Annotated in this window: 12 protein-coding genes; 3 read left to right on the top strand and 9 right to left on the bottom strand. The window is 64.0% G+C overall.

The genetic code is table 11. The features are described 5' to 3' along the window. Positions 1-643 precede the first annotated feature (643 nt). The 4 genes from ACK4HL_RS02815 to gmd all read right to left on the bottom strand — a co-directional run bounded on the left by ACK4HL_RS02815 (position 644) and on the right by gmd (position 7,552). Complete coding sequence (locus ACK4HL_RS02815) at positions 644-2,086, bottom strand: hypothetical protein (protein ID WP_409756505.1); 1,443 nt, start codon at positions 2,084-2,086, stop codon at positions 644-646. A gap of 1,868 nt (positions 2,087-3,954) precedes the next feature. Next, complete coding sequence (locus ACK4HL_RS02810) at positions 3,955-5,394, bottom strand: mannose-1-phosphate guanylyltransferase/mannose-6-phosphate isomerase (RefSeq protein ID WP_409756504.1); 1,440 nt, start codon at positions 5,392-5,394, stop codon at positions 3,955-3,957. Between the two features lie 72 nt (positions 5,395-5,466). Continuing rightward, the gene (locus ACK4HL_RS02805) at positions 5,467-6,423 is read right to left on the bottom strand and encodes a GDP-L-fucose synthase family protein (protein ID WP_409756503.1); all 957 of its coding nucleotides are present in this window, start codon (positions 6,421-6,423) and stop codon (positions 5,467-5,469) included. A 4-nt stretch (positions 6,424-6,427) separates the two neighbouring features. Then, positions 6,428-7,552, bottom strand: a complete 1,125-nt coding sequence (gene gmd / locus ACK4HL_RS02800; RefSeq protein ID WP_409756502.1) for a GDP-mannose 4,6-dehydratase — start codon at positions 7,550-7,552, stop codon at positions 6,428-6,430. 253 nt (positions 7,553-7,805) lie between these two features. Here gmd and ACK4HL_RS02795 point away from each other — a divergent pair, with 253 nt between their 5' ends. Genes ACK4HL_RS02795 through ACK4HL_RS02785 form a run of 3 tightly spaced genes read left to right on the top strand, consistent with a single transcriptional unit; the run spans position 7,806 to position 10,362 of the window. After that, positions 7,806-8,477 (top strand): exopolysaccharide biosynthesis polyprenyl glycosylphosphotransferase, encoded by a 672-nt coding sequence (locus ACK4HL_RS02795; protein ID WP_409756501.1) that lies wholly within the window; start codon positions 7,806-7,808, stop codon positions 8,475-8,477. Further along, positions 8,477-9,715 (top strand): SLBB domain-containing protein, encoded by a 1,239-nt coding sequence (locus ACK4HL_RS02790; protein ID WP_409756500.1) that lies wholly within the window; start codon positions 8,477-8,479, stop codon positions 9,713-9,715. Before ACK4HL_RS02795 ends, ACK4HL_RS02790 begins: the two co-directional genes overlap by 1 nt. Then, on the top strand, positions 9,712-10,362 hold the full coding sequence (locus tag ACK4HL_RS02785; RefSeq protein ID WP_409756499.1) for a type VI secretion system-associated protein TagO: 651 nt from the start codon (positions 9,712-9,714) through the stop codon (positions 10,360-10,362). The genes ACK4HL_RS02790 and ACK4HL_RS02785 overlap by 4 nt, the downstream gene beginning before the upstream one ends. Here the strand turns inward: ACK4HL_RS02785 and ACK4HL_RS02780 are convergent. The 5 genes from ACK4HL_RS02780 to ACK4HL_RS02760 all read right to left on the bottom strand — a co-directional run bounded on the left by ACK4HL_RS02780 (position 10,331) and on the right by ACK4HL_RS02760 (position 16,483). After that, positions 10,331-11,659 (bottom strand): O-antigen ligase family protein, encoded by a 1,329-nt coding sequence (locus ACK4HL_RS02780; protein WP_409756498.1) that lies wholly within the window; start codon positions 11,657-11,659, stop codon positions 10,331-10,333. The genes ACK4HL_RS02785 and ACK4HL_RS02780 overlap by 32 nt on opposite strands. A gap of 18 nt (positions 11,660-11,677) precedes the next feature. Further along, the gene (locus ACK4HL_RS02775; RefSeq protein WP_409756497.1) at positions 11,678-13,090 is read right to left on the bottom strand and encodes a choice-of-anchor Q domain-containing protein; all 1,413 of its coding nucleotides are present in this window, start codon (positions 13,088-13,090) and stop codon (positions 11,678-11,680) included. Continuing rightward, positions 13,083-13,934, bottom strand: a complete 852-nt coding sequence (locus tag ACK4HL_RS02770; protein WP_409756496.1) for an ATP-grasp fold amidoligase family protein — start codon at positions 13,932-13,934, stop codon at positions 13,083-13,085. Before ACK4HL_RS02770 ends, ACK4HL_RS02775 begins: the two co-directional genes overlap by 8 nt. A 145-nt stretch (positions 13,935-14,079) precedes the next feature. Beyond that, positions 14,080-15,516, bottom strand: a complete 1,437-nt coding sequence (locus ACK4HL_RS02765) for an oligosaccharide flippase family protein (protein ID WP_409756495.1) — start codon at positions 15,514-15,516, stop codon at positions 14,080-14,082. Continuing rightward, on the bottom strand, positions 15,509-16,483 hold the full coding sequence (locus tag ACK4HL_RS02760) for a glycosyltransferase family 2 protein (protein ID WP_409756494.1): 975 nt from the start codon (positions 16,481-16,483) through the stop codon (positions 15,509-15,511). Before ACK4HL_RS02760 ends, ACK4HL_RS02765 begins: the two co-directional genes overlap by 8 nt. Between the last annotated feature and the right edge of the window lie 13 nt (positions 16,484-16,496).

Here is a 16,496-nt window from a genome sequence, read left to right as displayed (position 1 = left end):
TGTAGCCCAGAGATGCTGTTCGATAACTAGAACCCTCCGTTTAGGGCACATTTGTCATCGAGTAGAGCGTCAGTTGAAGTATCCCCAGTCGAGGCACGACGACCAGGTGGATGCCCTTGCCCAGTACCTCAACTGGCTGCCCGACGGCATGCGGCCGAAGGCAGGCTGGATGCAGATGACCTCCTAATGAGCAAGCGCAGACCCGCCCAGTTCGAGCGCGAAGTTGCCGGAGACCGTATTCGGGAAAAGATCGCCGCATTTGTGCGGCAGGGTATCTGGAAGGGAGGAGGCGTTGCCATTGAAGGGATCTGCCTGGACGTGATTCAAGCTCCGAGATGGAAGCATGCGCTATGAACTCAGTGACCATGAGTGTGCCGTCATCAAGCTTATGCCGTTCAAGGCGATGTCAATCGCGACGAGGTCGCCGATTCATCATGGAGAGCGATTTCCTGCTGTGATCGCTGGATTGTCTCTCGATTGACCAAGCATCATACGATCGTCTCCGTTTTTGAAAGCTGTTCCGTGCCGCATGGTGCGCCATCTGCGAAAAACCACTAACCTTTCCGCCGGGGGCCTGCTGACCAGCAATGACAACCGCAAGGTCCGGCGGGGCTGCCACCCTGACGGGAAAATCACGGCCTGGCTATTGCGCGACCATCGTTTCCGCGAGATGGGTCAGCATCAGCGCGCGGTCCATCGGAAGTTCCAGCTTGGTTGTCGCTTCAAGCGCCTGTTGCACGGCTGGCGTTCCCAGCGAAGGCCTCGACAGGCCGTAGGCCAGCCCCGCCGATTCCGACAGCACGAAGCACTTATCCGCAGCGCCCGCCTGCCCTCCCATTGCGAGAACTGCCTCGATGGACTTGTGCGCTTCGTGAGACAGACCCAGCGCAAACTGCGCGCCGGCAAGCTGGATGAGAAGGCGGGCGCGGTTTTCACCTGCGCCCATGGAGTCCATGGGATCGTCCGGGAAGGCAGACGGCACGATCCTGTCCAGAAACTCCCTGACATCGGCAGATTTCTGAGCGGCGGAAAGGTCCGCGGACAGGTTCGCGAGTGCAAAAAGAAGCGCTGTTTCCGCGTCCGCGATTTGCACGAGATCGACCTTGTACGCGCCCATCTTCAGGACCTCGTTGCGCGCCTCGGAAACGAGATCCTTCCGCCCCTGGCGAGATGCACTCAAGGACAGTGCGGCAAAGGCCACCGCCCGCTCGCCCACTTCCTCCACCTTGCGGGCGGTTTGCGCCGCGCCTTCGAGGTCGCCCTGCCCCAGTTGTACGCGCATGATCGCGACCAGCAATCGCGCCCTGTCACCCAGATCAAGAAGATCGGACAGTTCTTCCGCCTGGCGCCAGCCTTCCTGGGCCACCATCACCTCGAGGGTGGAAGTTTGATCCTCCTCCTGCATGCTGGCCAGCAATGCGCGGGCCTTTCCAGCCTGCTCGTGCGATGCGAGATAGATCGCCGTATCCCTAGAGATTGCGCTCCTTCTCAAGGGCGCCATGCCCTCCGCCATGCGCTCCGCATCGTCGAGCCGCCCGTTCTGAGCGAGCCACTGGCCGATCTGCATTCGGGCATACTCCTGCTGATCGGCACCACTAATGAGAGGTACGACTGCCCTGGCCCTGTCAATGTCTCCTTGCAGAAGAATGAGCGCGAGAACGGAGTTGTAAGCCTTATCGCGGTCATCGGGAGCAAGGCCGGTGAAACCGCTCGTCTTGGAATATTGCTCGAAGCGAGCTTGCTGCTGCGCGAGAATCTGTTGCCCGCCCAGCTCCGAAGCCATGGCGGCGACTTCCTTCCACGCATAGTCGTCGAAGTCGCCGTTTGCCCGTTCGAAGGGGAAGGACGCGTTCGCCGCTTCGGCGAGTGTGCGCACCAGCCAAGCTCTGTCGACGTGCTCTCGCACGGCCGAAAAATTCGTAGAAAGCCTCGAGGCGATCTCGGTGGCCTTGCCGATCCCGTCGAAGGCCGCCTGGGCCTGAGGCCCTTGCCCCAGGACTGCATAAAGAGAAGCCACCTTTCCGTAGGTATCCCAGACAATCCTCCATGCTTCGCTTGCAATGTCCATGTCGGGATAATTCTTCATGTCCTCCGACCATATCGAACTCTCGGGCGGAGCCCCGGCTCGCCCGACGTCGCCCAAGTCCTTGCTGGCAAGATCGAGGACACATAGAGGGGTGGGCTGAGCCCAGCATCGCTTGAAATCAGCCGATGCACTGTCATCCGCGAACACGGACGTGGACATGCCGAAGCACAATGCAAGCACCGGGAAGCCAGGAAGACGAAGGAGCATCATGCTCTCCGGGGCAAGTCGAGACTACCTGAAGAGTATTCATTCTTCCACCGCGACGACAGCCTTCATTGATCTGCATCAAGACATGCCATGGCGATCATTCAACCGAACCTTGGTGACCCTGGGGACCGTGCGGGCACCGCCATTCCGCATCCATCCGGGACACTTCATGCCGCGGCTCCTGCGATTCATTGAACTGGAAGGGGCCGTTCGTCTTCGCTAAGCCGACATCCACTGAATGACCGTCTGTCGGAGCAGGTAGTTGCGCCGTCTTGTGCCTGTTGCAAGGTCCGGCTGTTGGCAAATGAAGGCGACATGCTGCCAATGTACAGACCAGGCGCCCTCTCCCGACCGGGAATGTCGCTTTCGCTTTCATATGGGCACACCTCTCCCTTGGTTCTCTCTGGAACGCACGACAAGCGAGCCGTTCACGCCGGTGATGGATCATGCGGTGGCCGCAGCTCGGCGGTGAGCCGCAGGGTACCGGTGAAGAGCTGTCTCGGGATAGCGACCTACGCCATCTGAAAGGCGAAATGGCGGCCGTAGCTGATAACCTTCGGGCCAGGCGAGCTTCTCCCTCAGGTTGGGAAGCGACCAGTCCCTGATCGGCTCGGGTGTTGCTAGACCTTCCTGACCGCGGTTGAAGCGGCCTAGGCGCTTCGCATCAGCGAGCGGACAGTTCGCCGCCACATCGCCGGGGGCAAGATCCCTCACATTCGCGCCGGCGAGCAGATCCGGAGACCCCGCGGGTCTTCTGAGCGGGTGGCAAGTAAACAATTGAGATCAGCACGATACGTTCATGTCGTGATCACAACAGACGGCATATCTTCACCCATTATGCCATTGTAGTAACCACGAGGAGCACGATCGGTGACCGCGTGAACGCGGTCTTGGCGCGGTCAAGCGCGCCGCTGACAATCCGAGCTGACCTGCAAGCTGGCGGACCACGCTGGAAGGCCGAAATCTCAAGTACGCCGTACATCGTCCTGATGATGCCAATATTGTCGGAGGTCTCGGGACGGCTGGCGAATTCACGTGACCGGGCCGACACGGGCTGGGGAATGGAGGCGATCAGCTTGACGACCGCTTGAGAACGCTCCGGAGACGCTGCCGGCTGCCCCCGCTCTTTATGGTCGAGAGCGTAATCGAGATCGTCTGCTCCCCGGGATACTGGAGCTTCGCCCAAGCGAGCAAGGTTCGATCGTATGGGATCCGGCTGTCAGTCTCGAATTTCGTGATTTTGGCTCAAAAGACCTTAGCGGCCGCGGCAAGCAGATCCTGCGACTTGGCGCGAGCGCCTCGGCCACGGCAGGGTGTGAGGCGGCAAGTTGGAGCAGCATATCGGTGTCTGCATGACGTATGACCACCCGGGTCAGCCGGGACTCGAACGGTTGAAACGGATACCACCCGTATTATTACATTGAAGTTTCAACAACATAGAAGTTATCACCTTTATTCCGCATGGTGCGCCACTTTTGTACATCATGAGAGGTTCAGGCACCCCGGCTGCGAAGTTATGGCGGCAGCCGAAGCAGGCGCCGGCACGCCGAAGGGACACTGGCGACGGCATCGAAGAGGGGCCCGTCCGCATCACCGCCGGTGGTGACCACGGCATCGGGAGCATGGTCGCAGCAACAGCGCGGGGCGGCTACTCGGAGAAATCAGGTACGCGCATAGACGTCGTCATAGCGGATGATGTCATCTTCTCCGAGATAGGCTCCGGTTTGCACCTCGATCAGCACCATCGGAAACCGGCCCGGGTTCTCGAGCCGGTGCTTTTCACCCAGCGGAATGTAGACCGATTGGTTCTCGGAGATCAGCTGGACCTTCTTGCCGATCGTGACGCGCGCGGTGCCCTCGACGACGATCCAGTGCTCGGAACGATGATGGTGGGACTGCAGCGAGAGGGCGGCACCGGGGCGGACGACGATGCGCTTCACCTGGAAGCGCGGCCCGAGGGCAAGGCTCTCGAACCATCCCCAGGGCCGGTGGTCGCGCCGGAACGCCGTGGCCTGCGCGGCCTGCCGCTCCTTCAGGAGCGCCACCGCCTCCTTCACCCGCTGAGCCTCGGAGGTTCGGCTGATCAGCACGGCATCCGGCATTGCCACCGCCACGATGTCCTCGAGCCCGATGCCGACGAGCGCAATCCCGTCATCCTCCGATCGCAGCAGGCTGTTGCGGCAGCCGAGTGCCGTGACGTCGCCGCTGCTCGCCACGCCATTGCTGTCCTGCGGGCTTTCGCCCCAGATCGCCGCCCAGCCGCCGAGGTCGGACCAGCCCCCGTGGTAGGGCATGGCGAAGAGGCCCGCCGAGCGTTCCATGATGGCATAGTCGATCGAAATGCCGGGCGCGGAAGACCAGGCCCGGGGCTCGAGCCGGATGAAGTCGAGATCGGGGCGGGCACCGTCCACCGCCGCCGCCACGGGTTGCACCATCTCGTGTGCGAGTTCCCTGAAGCTGCGCAGCATCACGTCGGACCGGAAGAGAAAGATGCCGGCGTTCCAGAGATGCCGGCCGCTCTTGATCATTGCCTCCGCCCGCTCAGCTTCCGGCTTCTCGACGAAGCGCCCGAGCGGCATCGCCGCATCGCCAGTCTGGTTCTTCAGCAGCCCGCAAAGCTCGAGGTAGCCATAACCCGTTTCCGGGCGGTCCGGCGCTATTCCGAATGCGACGATCCCCCCCTCCTCCGCGCACGGGACAGCACGGCGTGCGGCGTCGCGGAACAGGTCGGGCTCAGGCATGAGATGATCGGACGGGGCGACGAGCATCAGCCCCTCGGGAATATGCCTGGAGAGCCAGAGCGTGGCGGCCAGCACGGCGGGTGCGGTGTTGCGGGACTCGGGCTCGAGGAGGATCGCCGCCGGCGAGACGCCCACCTTGGCAAGCTGGTCCCGCACGGTGAAGCGGAAGTCGGCACTGGTGACGATCACGGGCGGCGCGAAGCCACTTCCCGACAGCCGGCGCGCCGTGGCCTGGAACAGGCTCTCCTCCCCCAGAAGGCGCGAAAACTGCTTGGGATGGCACTGGCGCGAGACCGGCCACAGCCGCGTTCCCGATCCGCCGCACAGAATGACGGGATGAATCAATGGCTGAGGCTGCATTCCTGTTATCTCACTGACCACAGCACATCTCCGGTAAGTGTGTTTTCGCAAACGACCGAAAAACCGTGCCCGCTAGACCCTCAGTTCGGCATGATTCCGGCAAAACCAGTCGTAAGTGCCGGAAATTCCCTCGCGGAGGCCCCGGCGCGCCTTCCATCCCATGGCTGTCAGGCGAGACACGTCGAGAAGCTTGCGCGGGGTGCCGTCCGGTTTCGAAGAGTCGAACACGATCCTTCCCTCGAACCCGGTCACCTCGGCGATGATCCTGGCAAGTTCGGCGATGCTCACATCCTCGCCGGCCCCGACATTGAGATGACTCAGCATCGGCTTGGCGTGGGCCTCGTAAGCCGCGCGCTGCGCATCGATCACGAACAGGCAAGCCTCCGCCATGTCGTCGACATGCAGGAATTCCCGCCGCGGCCTTCCTGAACCCCAGACCGTCACTTCGGAGCGGTCCGCCTCCCGCGCCTCGTGGAAGCGCCGCAACAGGGCGGGAAGCACATGCGAGTTCTGCGGATGGAAATTGTCGTGCGGCCCGTAGAGATTGGCAGGCATGACGCTCCGGTAGTCGGTGCCGTGTTGCCGATTGAAGCTCTCGCACAGCTTGATCCCCGCGATCTTCGCAACGGCATATGGCTCGTTGGTGGGCTCCAGCGGCCCGCCGAGCAGCGCCTCTTCCGGGATGGGCTGCGGCGCAAGCCGCGGGTAGATGCAGGACGATCCGAGGAACAGAAGCCGCTCCACCCCCGCCCGCCATGCCGCATCGACGATGTTTGCCTCGATGATCAGGTTTTCGTAGATGAAGTCCGCCGGGTAGGAGGAATTGGCATGGATGCCGCCCACCTTCGCCGCGGCGAGGATCACGACCCCGGGACGGGCGCCTCTCATGAAGGTGCGGACCGAGGGCTGGTCTGCAAGGTCCAGCTCGCTCCGGCTTCTCGTGATCACGTCGGAGCCGCGTGCCTCGAGCCGCCTCACGATCGCCGAACCGACCATTCCCTTGTGACCGGCAACGTAATAGCGGGTCATGCGTTCAAGCTCCACGCGCCACGGCGAGGGCCAGCCCGTGGCTCTGCAACAGGCGGTGCCGGCGTGCCGCGGCGAGATCCTCCAGCACCATTTCGGCGCACATCTCCTGCACGGTGGTGGCAGGCGTCCAGCCGAGCTTCTCCCTGGCTTTCGAGGCATCGCCGAGGAGTGTCTCGACTTCGGCCGGGCGGAAGTAGCGGGGATCGACCCTCACGATGATCTGTCCCGTCTTCACCGCGGGTGCATATGCGCCATCCGCCCGTTCCACCCTTCCCACCTCGTCGATTCCGGAATTCTCGAAGCGAAGGGTGATGCCGAGCTCGGCGGCCGCCCAGGTGAGGAACTGCCGCACCGAATATTGCCGGCCCGTGGCGATCACGAAGTCGTCGGGGGCGGGCTGCTGCAGCATCAGCCATTGCATGGCCACATAATCGCGTGCGTGTCCCCAGTCCCGCAGGGCATCCATGTTTCCGAGATAGAGACAGTCCTCGAGGCCCTGGGCGATGTTTGCGAGGCCGCGCGTGATCTTGCGCGTCACGAATGTTTCGCCACGCCGCGGCCCTTCATGGTTGAAGAGAATGCCGTTGCAGGCATAGAGCCCATAGGCTTCCCGGTAGTTGACGGTGATCCAGAATGAGAACAGCTTGGACACGGCATAGGGGCTTCTCGGGTAGAACGGCGTGGTCTCACGCTGCGGCACTTCCTGAACGAGACCGTAGAGTTCCGAGGTCGAGGCCTGGTAGAACCTCGCCTTCTTCTCCAGTCCGAGGAAGCGGATGGCCTCGAGAAGCCTGAGCGTACCCAGACCGTTGACATCGGCGGTGTATTCGGGGGCATCGAAGCTCACCGCGACGTGCGACTGGGCGCCGAGATTGTAGATCTCGTCCGGCTCGATCTCGGCCACTATGCGGGTGAGGCCCAGGCTGTCGGAGAGATCGCCGTAATGCAGGCGGAAGCGCACATCCGGCCGATGCGGGTCTTCATAGATGTGATCGATGCGGGAGGTGTTGAAGGAGGAGGACCGGCGCTTGATGCCATGCACCTCATAGCCCTTCTCGAGCAGAAACTCGGCGAGATAGGAGCCGTCCTGCCCGGTGATGCCGGTGATCAATGCCTTCTTTCGCGCCATGAATTCCTCCCCGCCGGCGGCAGACTCCCCCACGGCTTGCACCGGCGCGCCGCCCAGCCTCAGCGAGCTAAAGTCCCGAGGCGCCGAATAGTTCGGTTTTTCACTGAGGGAGAGGCGAAAGCGGAGGTGCCCTGCGTCCGGAAAACGTGGCAGCTGCCGGAACCTTCGCCGCCGCAACGCCTTTTGTCCGTAAGTTTCCCTGAAAAATTGAATTGAGTTTACCCTAATACCGCGGGACGCAAAGTTGTAGACTATGGACATCTCGGACTCGCGGAGGCAATCAGTCTCTACTGAAGTGGCTGGCGCGGCGTTTGCCGCGGCGCCGCTCACCCGCTCGCAGATATTCGTCAAGCGAAGCTTCGATATACTCGTGAGCTTGGCGTTGCTTCTGCTGTTCCTGCCGTTTCTAGCGCTGATCGCGCTGGGGGTGTGGCTCGATTGCGGCCGCCCGCTGTTCTTCCGCCAGCTGCGGGGAGGACGCAACGGCAGGCCCTTCGCCATCTACAAGTTCCGGACGATGACGGTTCTGGAGGACGGACCATCGCTGTCGCAGGTACAGAAAGGCGATCCCAGGGTCACGAGGCTCGGGGCGCTTCTCCGCCGCACCAGCATGGATGAGCTTCCGCAACTGTGGAACGTGCTCCGTGGCGACATGTCGCTCGTCGGTCCACGGCCGCATGCACTGGCACATGACGAGCAGTTCGCCGCCCGCGTCAGGCACTATGCGCTTCGTCAGCGCGTGAAGCCCGGCCTCACCGGCCTTGCCCAGATCGAAGGCTGGCGAGGTGAGACGACGACCACATTCGCCATTGCGGGCCGCGTGAATGCCGACATCCGCTACATCGAAAACTGGTCGTTCTGGCTCGACATCAAGATCATCGCCAAGACGGCCTGCATCGTTCTCTTCGACAGGAGTGCCTATTGATGGCGCAAGCAGCAAGTGAGCGGACGAACCGCCGGTGGCCCGCGAGGCAGCTGGCCCTGTTACTTCCCCTTCTGTTCTCGGCATCCGTTCTGACCGCCGAGGCCCAGCAGCCGGCGGAGATCTTCGCCGAGGGCGACGTGCTGAAGATCACCGCATATGACCGCGAGGACATCACCGGCACCTATGCCGTGCAGCCGGGTCCGCTCCTGTCACTGCCCCTCATCGGCACCGTCAGCCTCGAGAACCAGGGGCTCCGCCGGCTCGAGACGGAACTGGCCAAGGCATGGGAGAACCGCTTGGGCACCCCGATGAGCATCACCATCGAGTTCGCGGAGCGCGCGCCCTTCTACGTCGTGGGCGCGGTGAATTCGCCCGGCGCCTATCCCTACCGCAACGGCATGACGGTGCTTCAGGCCATCGCGGTGAGCGGCGGCATCGAGAAGCAGCTCGGTTCCTCGGACGACCGTATCCGGCTCGATGTCCTGCGCGAACGCGAGCGGCTCCAGCAGGCAACCGACCGGCTGGCGCAGGCGATCGCAAGGCGGGCAAGGCTGATGGCGGAACGCGAGGACAGACCTCAGATCACGCTGGAAACGGCGGTCGAACTCGTTCCCGAGGAACGCCTGCAGGCCATCATCGCGGAAGAGAACCGCCTTCTGGATGCCCGCCGGGAGCAGTCCATGCTGAAGGAGAAGGCCCTGGCTGAACAGGTGCGGCTGGGAGAAGCGGAGATCGCGTCCTACCAGCAGCAGTACAATACGATGTCCGGGCAGCAGGAGCAGATCACGAAGGAGGCAAACCGGATACGCCGGCTACCGGGCCAGCAGACGCGCGTCTTCGAGCTCGACCAGCGTTCGACCACACTCGAGGCCACCAAGGCCTCGCTCGTCGCCAGCATCACGCGCGCCAAGACCGCCGTGGAAACGGCACGGAACGGCGTCGCGGAATTGCGCGAGGCACGCCAGAGCGAGATTTCCGAGGCCCTTCTCGATGCGGATCGGTCCATCAAGGAAAACCAGCTCGCCGTGGAAGCGGCGCGAAGCCTTCTGGGCGCTGCAGGCGCAGGCGAGACGGCGGTTTCGGGCACGCTGGTGTTCAGCCTGGTACGCCCCGGCACGGAAGGATCAACCGTGGTCCAGTCGACGAGCACCATCCGCCCCGGCGACCTGATCGAGGTCAGCTTCTCTGATAATGCGGCACCCGCTCAGCCATCGCAAGATTCGGGTGGCGAGCCTTGACCCTGGGTGAGCAGATCATGGACTGGAAGTCGGCAACGGTTCTCAAGGCCATCTCCGCGGCGGCGCTTGCCTTGCCGCTCCTCGCACAGGCTTCGCGCGCCGCGCCCGAGGATTGCGCGGCGATCGAGGAGGATGCGGGGCGGCTCGCCTGCTTCGACCGCGCCTTTCCGCGACAGGTCGAGCCGACGGCGGGGGGAGGAGGAAGCTGGCGGCTCACCTCATCCCCTTCGATCCTTCCCAACCGCACCGACCGCACGGCGTCACTGGCCTCGCAGAACCAGGTCCAGTGCCGCTGGAAGGCGCCGCGCCCCGTTGAAATGAGGATCCAGTGCAGAAATGACGTGACGTCCATCGCCTTCGAGACCGGCTGCTACATGACGTCCAGCACCTATCGGAACTACGGCAATGTCAGCTACTCGATCGAGGCCGGGCAGAGCGGGGTCGCCGCCATGTCGGCGGGGCCGGATGACCGCTCGCTCGGACTGTGGTCGGGGGAACTTGCAATCCCCTTCATCAAGGAACTGCTCGGCAGGCCCAGCCTGAGCGTGACGATGACTCCCTTCGGCGATGAACCCCTCACGGCGACCTTCGAGATCGGCGGCATCGATGAAGCCGTCAGGACGGTTCGCGAAGAGTGCGGGTGGTGAACGAGCGCCGAGCCGAACCTTCCGGCAACGATGCTCTCGCCGCCATTGCCGCCGCGATCGCGAGCAGCACGTTGTTGAGGTTGTTGGGCGAAACGATCGTGCTCTCGACCAGATTGTGGGCGAGGACGAAGAACACGACGGCGGCGGGAACTGCGGCCAGGTAGCCCACATGGGCGACACCCAGCCTGGCCAGGCGCGCCGTGGCGAGGAGAAGCCACAGCGCGAGGGCCATGCTGAGGACAAGGCCCATCCAGCCAAAATAGACATAGGCCTCGAGGAAGCCGTTGTGGGCATTGACGTTGCGCCACTGCGTTGCAGCCGAGATGCGCTCGTCAAGCAGCAATGTTCCAACGAAATAGCCAAGCCCGAGGGGCCGGTCCGCGGATCGGACGAGCGTCACGATGTAAGACCAGAGATGTGTGCGGCCGGAGAGGTCGCTCTCTCGCCCGAGCAGCCAGAGGCCCACCCGCGCAATCTCCTCGAAGGAGAGATAGGCCAGGAGCCCCGCCAGGGCCCAGAACACGATCATCGCCCCCTGCAGCCGGGCAGGCCGGTTCAGCGTCGAAACCACAATCAGGAAGTAAAACATTCCAAGAACCACCACGGCGATGCCGGCGCGCGAGCCGGTGGCAAGCAGGCAGGCCGCTGCCGCGACAATCGCAATGACCTGGAGCCAGCGGCTCGGAAATGCTTCCCGTCCGGCCAGCGCCAGGATCACGAGGCTGGCACCCGCCCAGAAACCCAGCGTGTTCCGATGTGCGAAGATCCCGCGCCACGACCCCGCATGAACGGCCTGGATCGCATCGTCGGGCTGATGGATCGCCCTCACCGGATCGAGATAGGCGAGCCCGATGCTGAGCGCCATTACGAGTGCCATGCTGAACGCAACGAGCCCCAGCGTGTCGCGGAAGCGGTAAGCGGAGCCAAGCGACAGGCCGAACAGGATCGTTCCCATGAAGGCGACGGCACGGCGGAGGCTCAAGGCAGGATCGGGCGACCAGAGTGTCGAGACGAGCGCCAGTGCCGGAAGCAGCAGGATGGGCCACACCGCCTTCAGCATCCGGCGGGACCCGGCATTGGAGATCAGCAGAAGCGCCCCCACGGAATAGAACATCGCAAGGATCAGCTGCGAAATGGGCGAGCCTGCTGCGGCCTCACGCACAAGGCGGGGATCGGCGCCTGATGTGTAGAGCACGAACCCGCCGCCCACCATGACGAAGCCGGCGCAGTAGAAGGCGTAGAGCGGCCATCCCAGCCCGGCGGCACTGTCTGGCGGCGACTGCGCGTCTGCGGTCAAGGTATGTTCCTCATATCCTCATGCACTCCTCGTTTCGAACGCGCCGAGGTCCGGCGCTTCGCCAAGGCTGCGCGGCGCGCCCTCCCTGTCTGACTGCGCGATGCCGTGTTCCACCGTACCTGCATCCACGGCGGGCGAGCGCGGCCTCAGGCGAAAATCAGGATCCTGGAGAGCGGGGTCCGCCTTTACGAACTCGGGTTCGGTGCCGAGCAGATTGCGATAGGGTTCCTTTGCGGTGAGTGTCGGATTGGCCGGTGCCTGGGTGATCGACTCCACGCCGGGTTTTCCCGCGAATGTGAGGTTGCGCATCCAAACGACGTTCGCGCTGGGCTTGCCGCCGGAGGAGGCATCGAGAATGGCGGCATTGGCGGAGTGCACCGAAAGGTCGGCAACTGCGATGTTGTTGATCCAGAGAACGTTGTTCGAATCGACATTGCTGAGTTCGCCCCTCCACGTTGCCGGATTCTTGAGGTCCCTGTTGTTGTAGCAGCACGTGTTGTTGCGCACCGTCACGTTCTCGCTCAGGAACACGTGGACGCCCTTTCCGCCATTGCCGTGGCAGAGGTTGTTCTCCACCAGCGTCCGGTGGGGGTAGGAGCCGGCGGGGTGCTTCGACTGGGTGTTCCTGAGATCATCGATGATGATGCCGTTGCCATCGGAATGCGGCACGTCGCCCGGCAGCCTGATGGCCATGTTCGCGTAGCTTGTGTTCGCCCGAACAGTGATGCGCACGCCCTCCTCACCCGGCACGGCGCGGGCCGCGTAAACGGATATCCCGCTGCCCTGATACTCGTTCGTGGCGCAGTTGCCGAAGCAGACGTTGTTCTCGATCAGGTAGAAGTCGCCGTAGGAGACACTGATTCCGCTGCCGGGGCAGTCGTGGCAGACATTGTTGCGGATGGTCACATGATGCGGGCCGTCGTTGCGGTTGTCGCCGTCAAGGAAGGTCGCTTCGATCCCGTGTCCGGTTCCGCCGCTCTGAACGTCGAAGCCGTCGATGACGACATGGCTCTTCACGACGTTGATTGCACTGTAGGACCCCGCTGGAGACCTGATCAGCGCGCCCTGCGGCGCCTGCGACAGCAGCGTGAGCGGAGCCTGCTCATCACCGCCCCGGGAAACGGTGACCGCCTCCTCGTAGCGTCCCGGCATGACGACGACCGTGTCGCCGGCGCCGAGGTCGGGTATCTTCGCGAACACCGCGCCGATGGAGGCAAAGGGCCTCGCTTCCGAGCCGTCATTCCCGTCATTCCCGCCGGGAGAAACGTAGAACATCCGGCCGGAGGCCTTCTCCTGCGAGGCGGCCGGCCGTGCCCCCGCAAGGCAGGCCAAGGCGGAGACCCCGCCCAGGAAGGCCCTTCGCGAGAGCCGCATCCGCTCCGCGGGCCGCAGCGCGTGCAGACGCCACTCCGTTGTGAACTCGTCAGACATTCCATCCTCCTTCCGGGCCCGCCCCGGCCGAGCGGATGCGCTCCATGACCCAGATGCCGAAGGCTTCGCTGGACAGGGAGCCCGTTCCTCCTTCCGGGGCAAAGGTAAACTCGCCGAAATAGACTTCGCCACCGGTCGAATAGAGGTCCAAGCGCACGAAGCGGAAGCCGCGCGAGAGCTTCTCAGCAATCTTGACCATGGCATCGAACGTTCCGGGTTTTCTCGGCAGCGCCGAAGGCCAGTCATGCGAGAAGCGGACATCGATCCAGCGGAAATCGGGCGTAACGAGGCAACGCCGGTGGCGGCTGAACCGGTCGACGTCCACCTGGCAGAACAGCACTTCTCCATGAACGCAGAAGAATTTGTAGTCGACCGGCGGCGCGCCGCCGACCGAGAGGTCTTCCTCGAGAATGATCTTCCGCTCCAGCCCCTTGTACTGGCTCTCGCGGGACAGCCTGTAGTAGCTCTGCGAGGCTCTGCCGCAGAAGCTGCGAATTTCCTGGGGAGTGGGCGACTGCCGAAGGAACAGCACCGCTCCCGAGCCATGGGTGGGCTTGGCCACTTCCGCGCGGCCCGAGCGCGAGAGAAGGAATGAGCATGCGTTCCCCACATCCGCCGGGGTAGAGACGGGCAGAACGGCCAGTGTGCCGCTTGTCTTCACCTCCGGGCACAACGCGCGCGCGAACAGCTTGGCGTGCTGCTTGTCGATGCAGGCCCGCTCGAGCGAAGTCCAGGATTGCCGGGACATTCTCTCGAAGACGAAGTCGTTGAACCCCGCCATGGGATCGCTGGAGCGGCGGGGAAGCCTTCCATTCCCGCGCCAGTACTTGACGAGGCCGAGCATCCTATCGGCCCAGGCCGCGTGCGGGAGCGTGCTGTCGAGGCCGCTGAAGACGGCCGCGCCGAAGCGCCGCAGCAGAGGCCTGCGGGCCGCAGACCCGCCATCAGCCCGGCCGTCGGAAATGGGCTGATCCGCTCGACTGGCAGAACTATTTCGTGCCTGTTCTGACAATCCTCACCACCAGTTCCGAGTCACTGAGGACCAGGAGCGTGGCCGCCACCGAGAACGCCACGCCGCCGCCCAGGAGCAGTTGCGAGAATGCCGACTCTCCGCCCAGTATCGCGGCCTGTCGCCCTGCGAGGAAAGCAAGCAATCCGGCCGAAGCATCTTTCAGGAAGAGCAGCAGTTGCTCGGCTGCGGGTGTACGCAGTTCCTGAACGAGCAGCGCGAAGACCGGAATGCTGCCCGCGAGAATTGCGAGTGGATAGATGACATTGAAAGAGACCGGCGAAAGCCTGCCAAAAGCCACCACCACGGCGACGAGCGTTATGAACTCCACGCTGGAAGCGGTCAGCGATACCCCGGACCGCCCCACCGCACGAAGGGTGGTCGTCGGGAACATCCTGCGGATCAGCAGGAAAGAGGCAGCAAGCGGGCCGTACATCAGCGTCGAGACGGGCGCCCAGCCGGGGCCGAGAAGCAGCAGCGTGAGGGGTTCGGCGGTGGCGGCAAGGGCCGACAGCAGAGGAATGGAGAGGATCGCGGTGATCGCCTGCGCATCCCGCAAGCTCGAGAGGAGCGCGCCGCGCGCCGCCTGGACGATGGAAAAATGCGCCAGTCCCACATTATAGGCAGCTTGCATCAGGCCGCCGAAGAGGTTTTCTGAAATGCGGGTGGCGGCACTCCAGTAGCCCGCGACGGCCAGTCCGTGCCAGTGCCCGATGGCGAGCAGCAGGAGGCGGCCAGTGCCCTGGGTCATCACCTGGCTCGCGATGATGGGGCCGCAGAATGCCAGCATGGGGTAGAGGCGCTGCCAGGAGAACCGGAGCCGCGGCCAGCGCCCTGCCTGAACCAGCATGGCGGCCGCGGTGTAGCTGGCGATCGTCAGGTATTGGATGGTGAGGCTCCAGGCTCCGGCATGGAAGATGGCGGCGGCAACCCCCGCGGAGCCGCCGAGAACGCGTGCGGCGATCTGGTTGCGCGCCACGGTGCGGAAATCGAGAGCGCGGCGACGTTCCGCGATGAGGGTTTCCGACACCGCCGCGAGAGGCAGGAGAGCAAGAAAGCCCAGGATCAGCAGGCCCAGGCGCGGGTCTTCGTAGAGTGCCCCGATGAAGGGCGCGGCGGCTGCGGCCGCGATCACGAACACAATGGCCATGGCGAGAGACGCGGTGAACCCGACGTCGAGATCGGCCGGCGTCATCTCGGGCATGCGGACCAGCGCGTCATGCACCAGGCTGTTGACGCCGACCAGCATGATGACGACGATGCCGAGCGCGATCGAACTGCGGCCGAACTCGTCCGCGCCGATCAGGCGGGCGATGACGAACACGGAGATGGCGCCGGTGAACAGGGCTGCCACCGCCTCGGCAAGCGGCCACGGCATGGAGCGCAGGATGCCGGAGATCGAGGACCTCTCACTCATCGGCGCCATTCCTCCGTTGCGCCGCGGGCAGACGTGAAGTCCGCGCGGATGGTCTTCCCGCCCAGGCGGCGAAGGCGCTTCGCGCCAGGCTCCGCGCGGGCGGAAAGGCCCAGCTCAGCATGTAGTAGGCAGTGCGGGGCAGTCCGACGGCGCCGTTCCCATGAGCCGTCGCGATGAGACGGAGCGGGTTTGCGGCGGAAGTCTTGGGCAGGTGCGAGGCGACGGCGGCGACCGCCGCCCAGTAGGCCGCCTCACCGATCTCCGCCCTGCGCTGCTGAAGCCACTGCAGGCGTGCGGCGGAGTAGGAAGGCGAACGGCGCATGCGTCCAGTGCCGTCATCATAGATCGTGAGCGGCTCCGGCAGCATTTCGAAACGCGCACCCGCGGACTGGAGCCGCAGCGCGAAGGACCAGTCGTCGTGGCCACGCGATCCCTCCTCGAAGCGCACTTCCGCGGCGAGATTCCTGCTCAGCATCATCATGCTCGACTGGATGATCCCGCCCTGCCGGAACAAGTAATCGCCGACATCGTCCGCCGGCGTCATCAGACAGGAGGGCGCGACGTGGCTCCGCCGCCCTTTCACCACCTGACGCGTGAGGCTGACGAGCCTGCCGGGCGTCTCAGCGGCTTCGAGATGCCGGAGCTGTAGCAACAGCTTGTCTGGGTGCCAGCCATCGTCGCTGTCGAGAAGTGCGATGTAGCGTCCGCGCGCGGCGTCGATACCGGCATTGCGGGCCGAAGCCGCGCCGCGGTTGCTCGCCAGCCTGACATAGCGGACGGGAAATCCCGCATCGATCTTCTCCACGGCCCCCGCGAGGCCATCCCGCGATGCGTCGTCCGCGATGACGAGTTCGACATCACGGAAGCTCTGGGCCTGCAGAGTGAGGATGACCGACGGCAGGTATGCCGCCCTGTCATAAAAGGGGCTCACGACGCTGACCACAGGCTCCGCTCTGCCGCTAGCCATGGCTGTCGCCCGA

The sequence above is a fragment of the Aestuariivirga sp. genome (assembly GCF_046294715.1).
Lineage (GTDB): Bacteria > Pseudomonadota > Alphaproteobacteria > Rhizobiales > Aestuariivirgaceae > Aestuariivirga.
The sequence above is the reverse complement of the archived record's forward strand: the minus strand, read 5'-3'. Positions and strand labels throughout refer to the sequence as shown.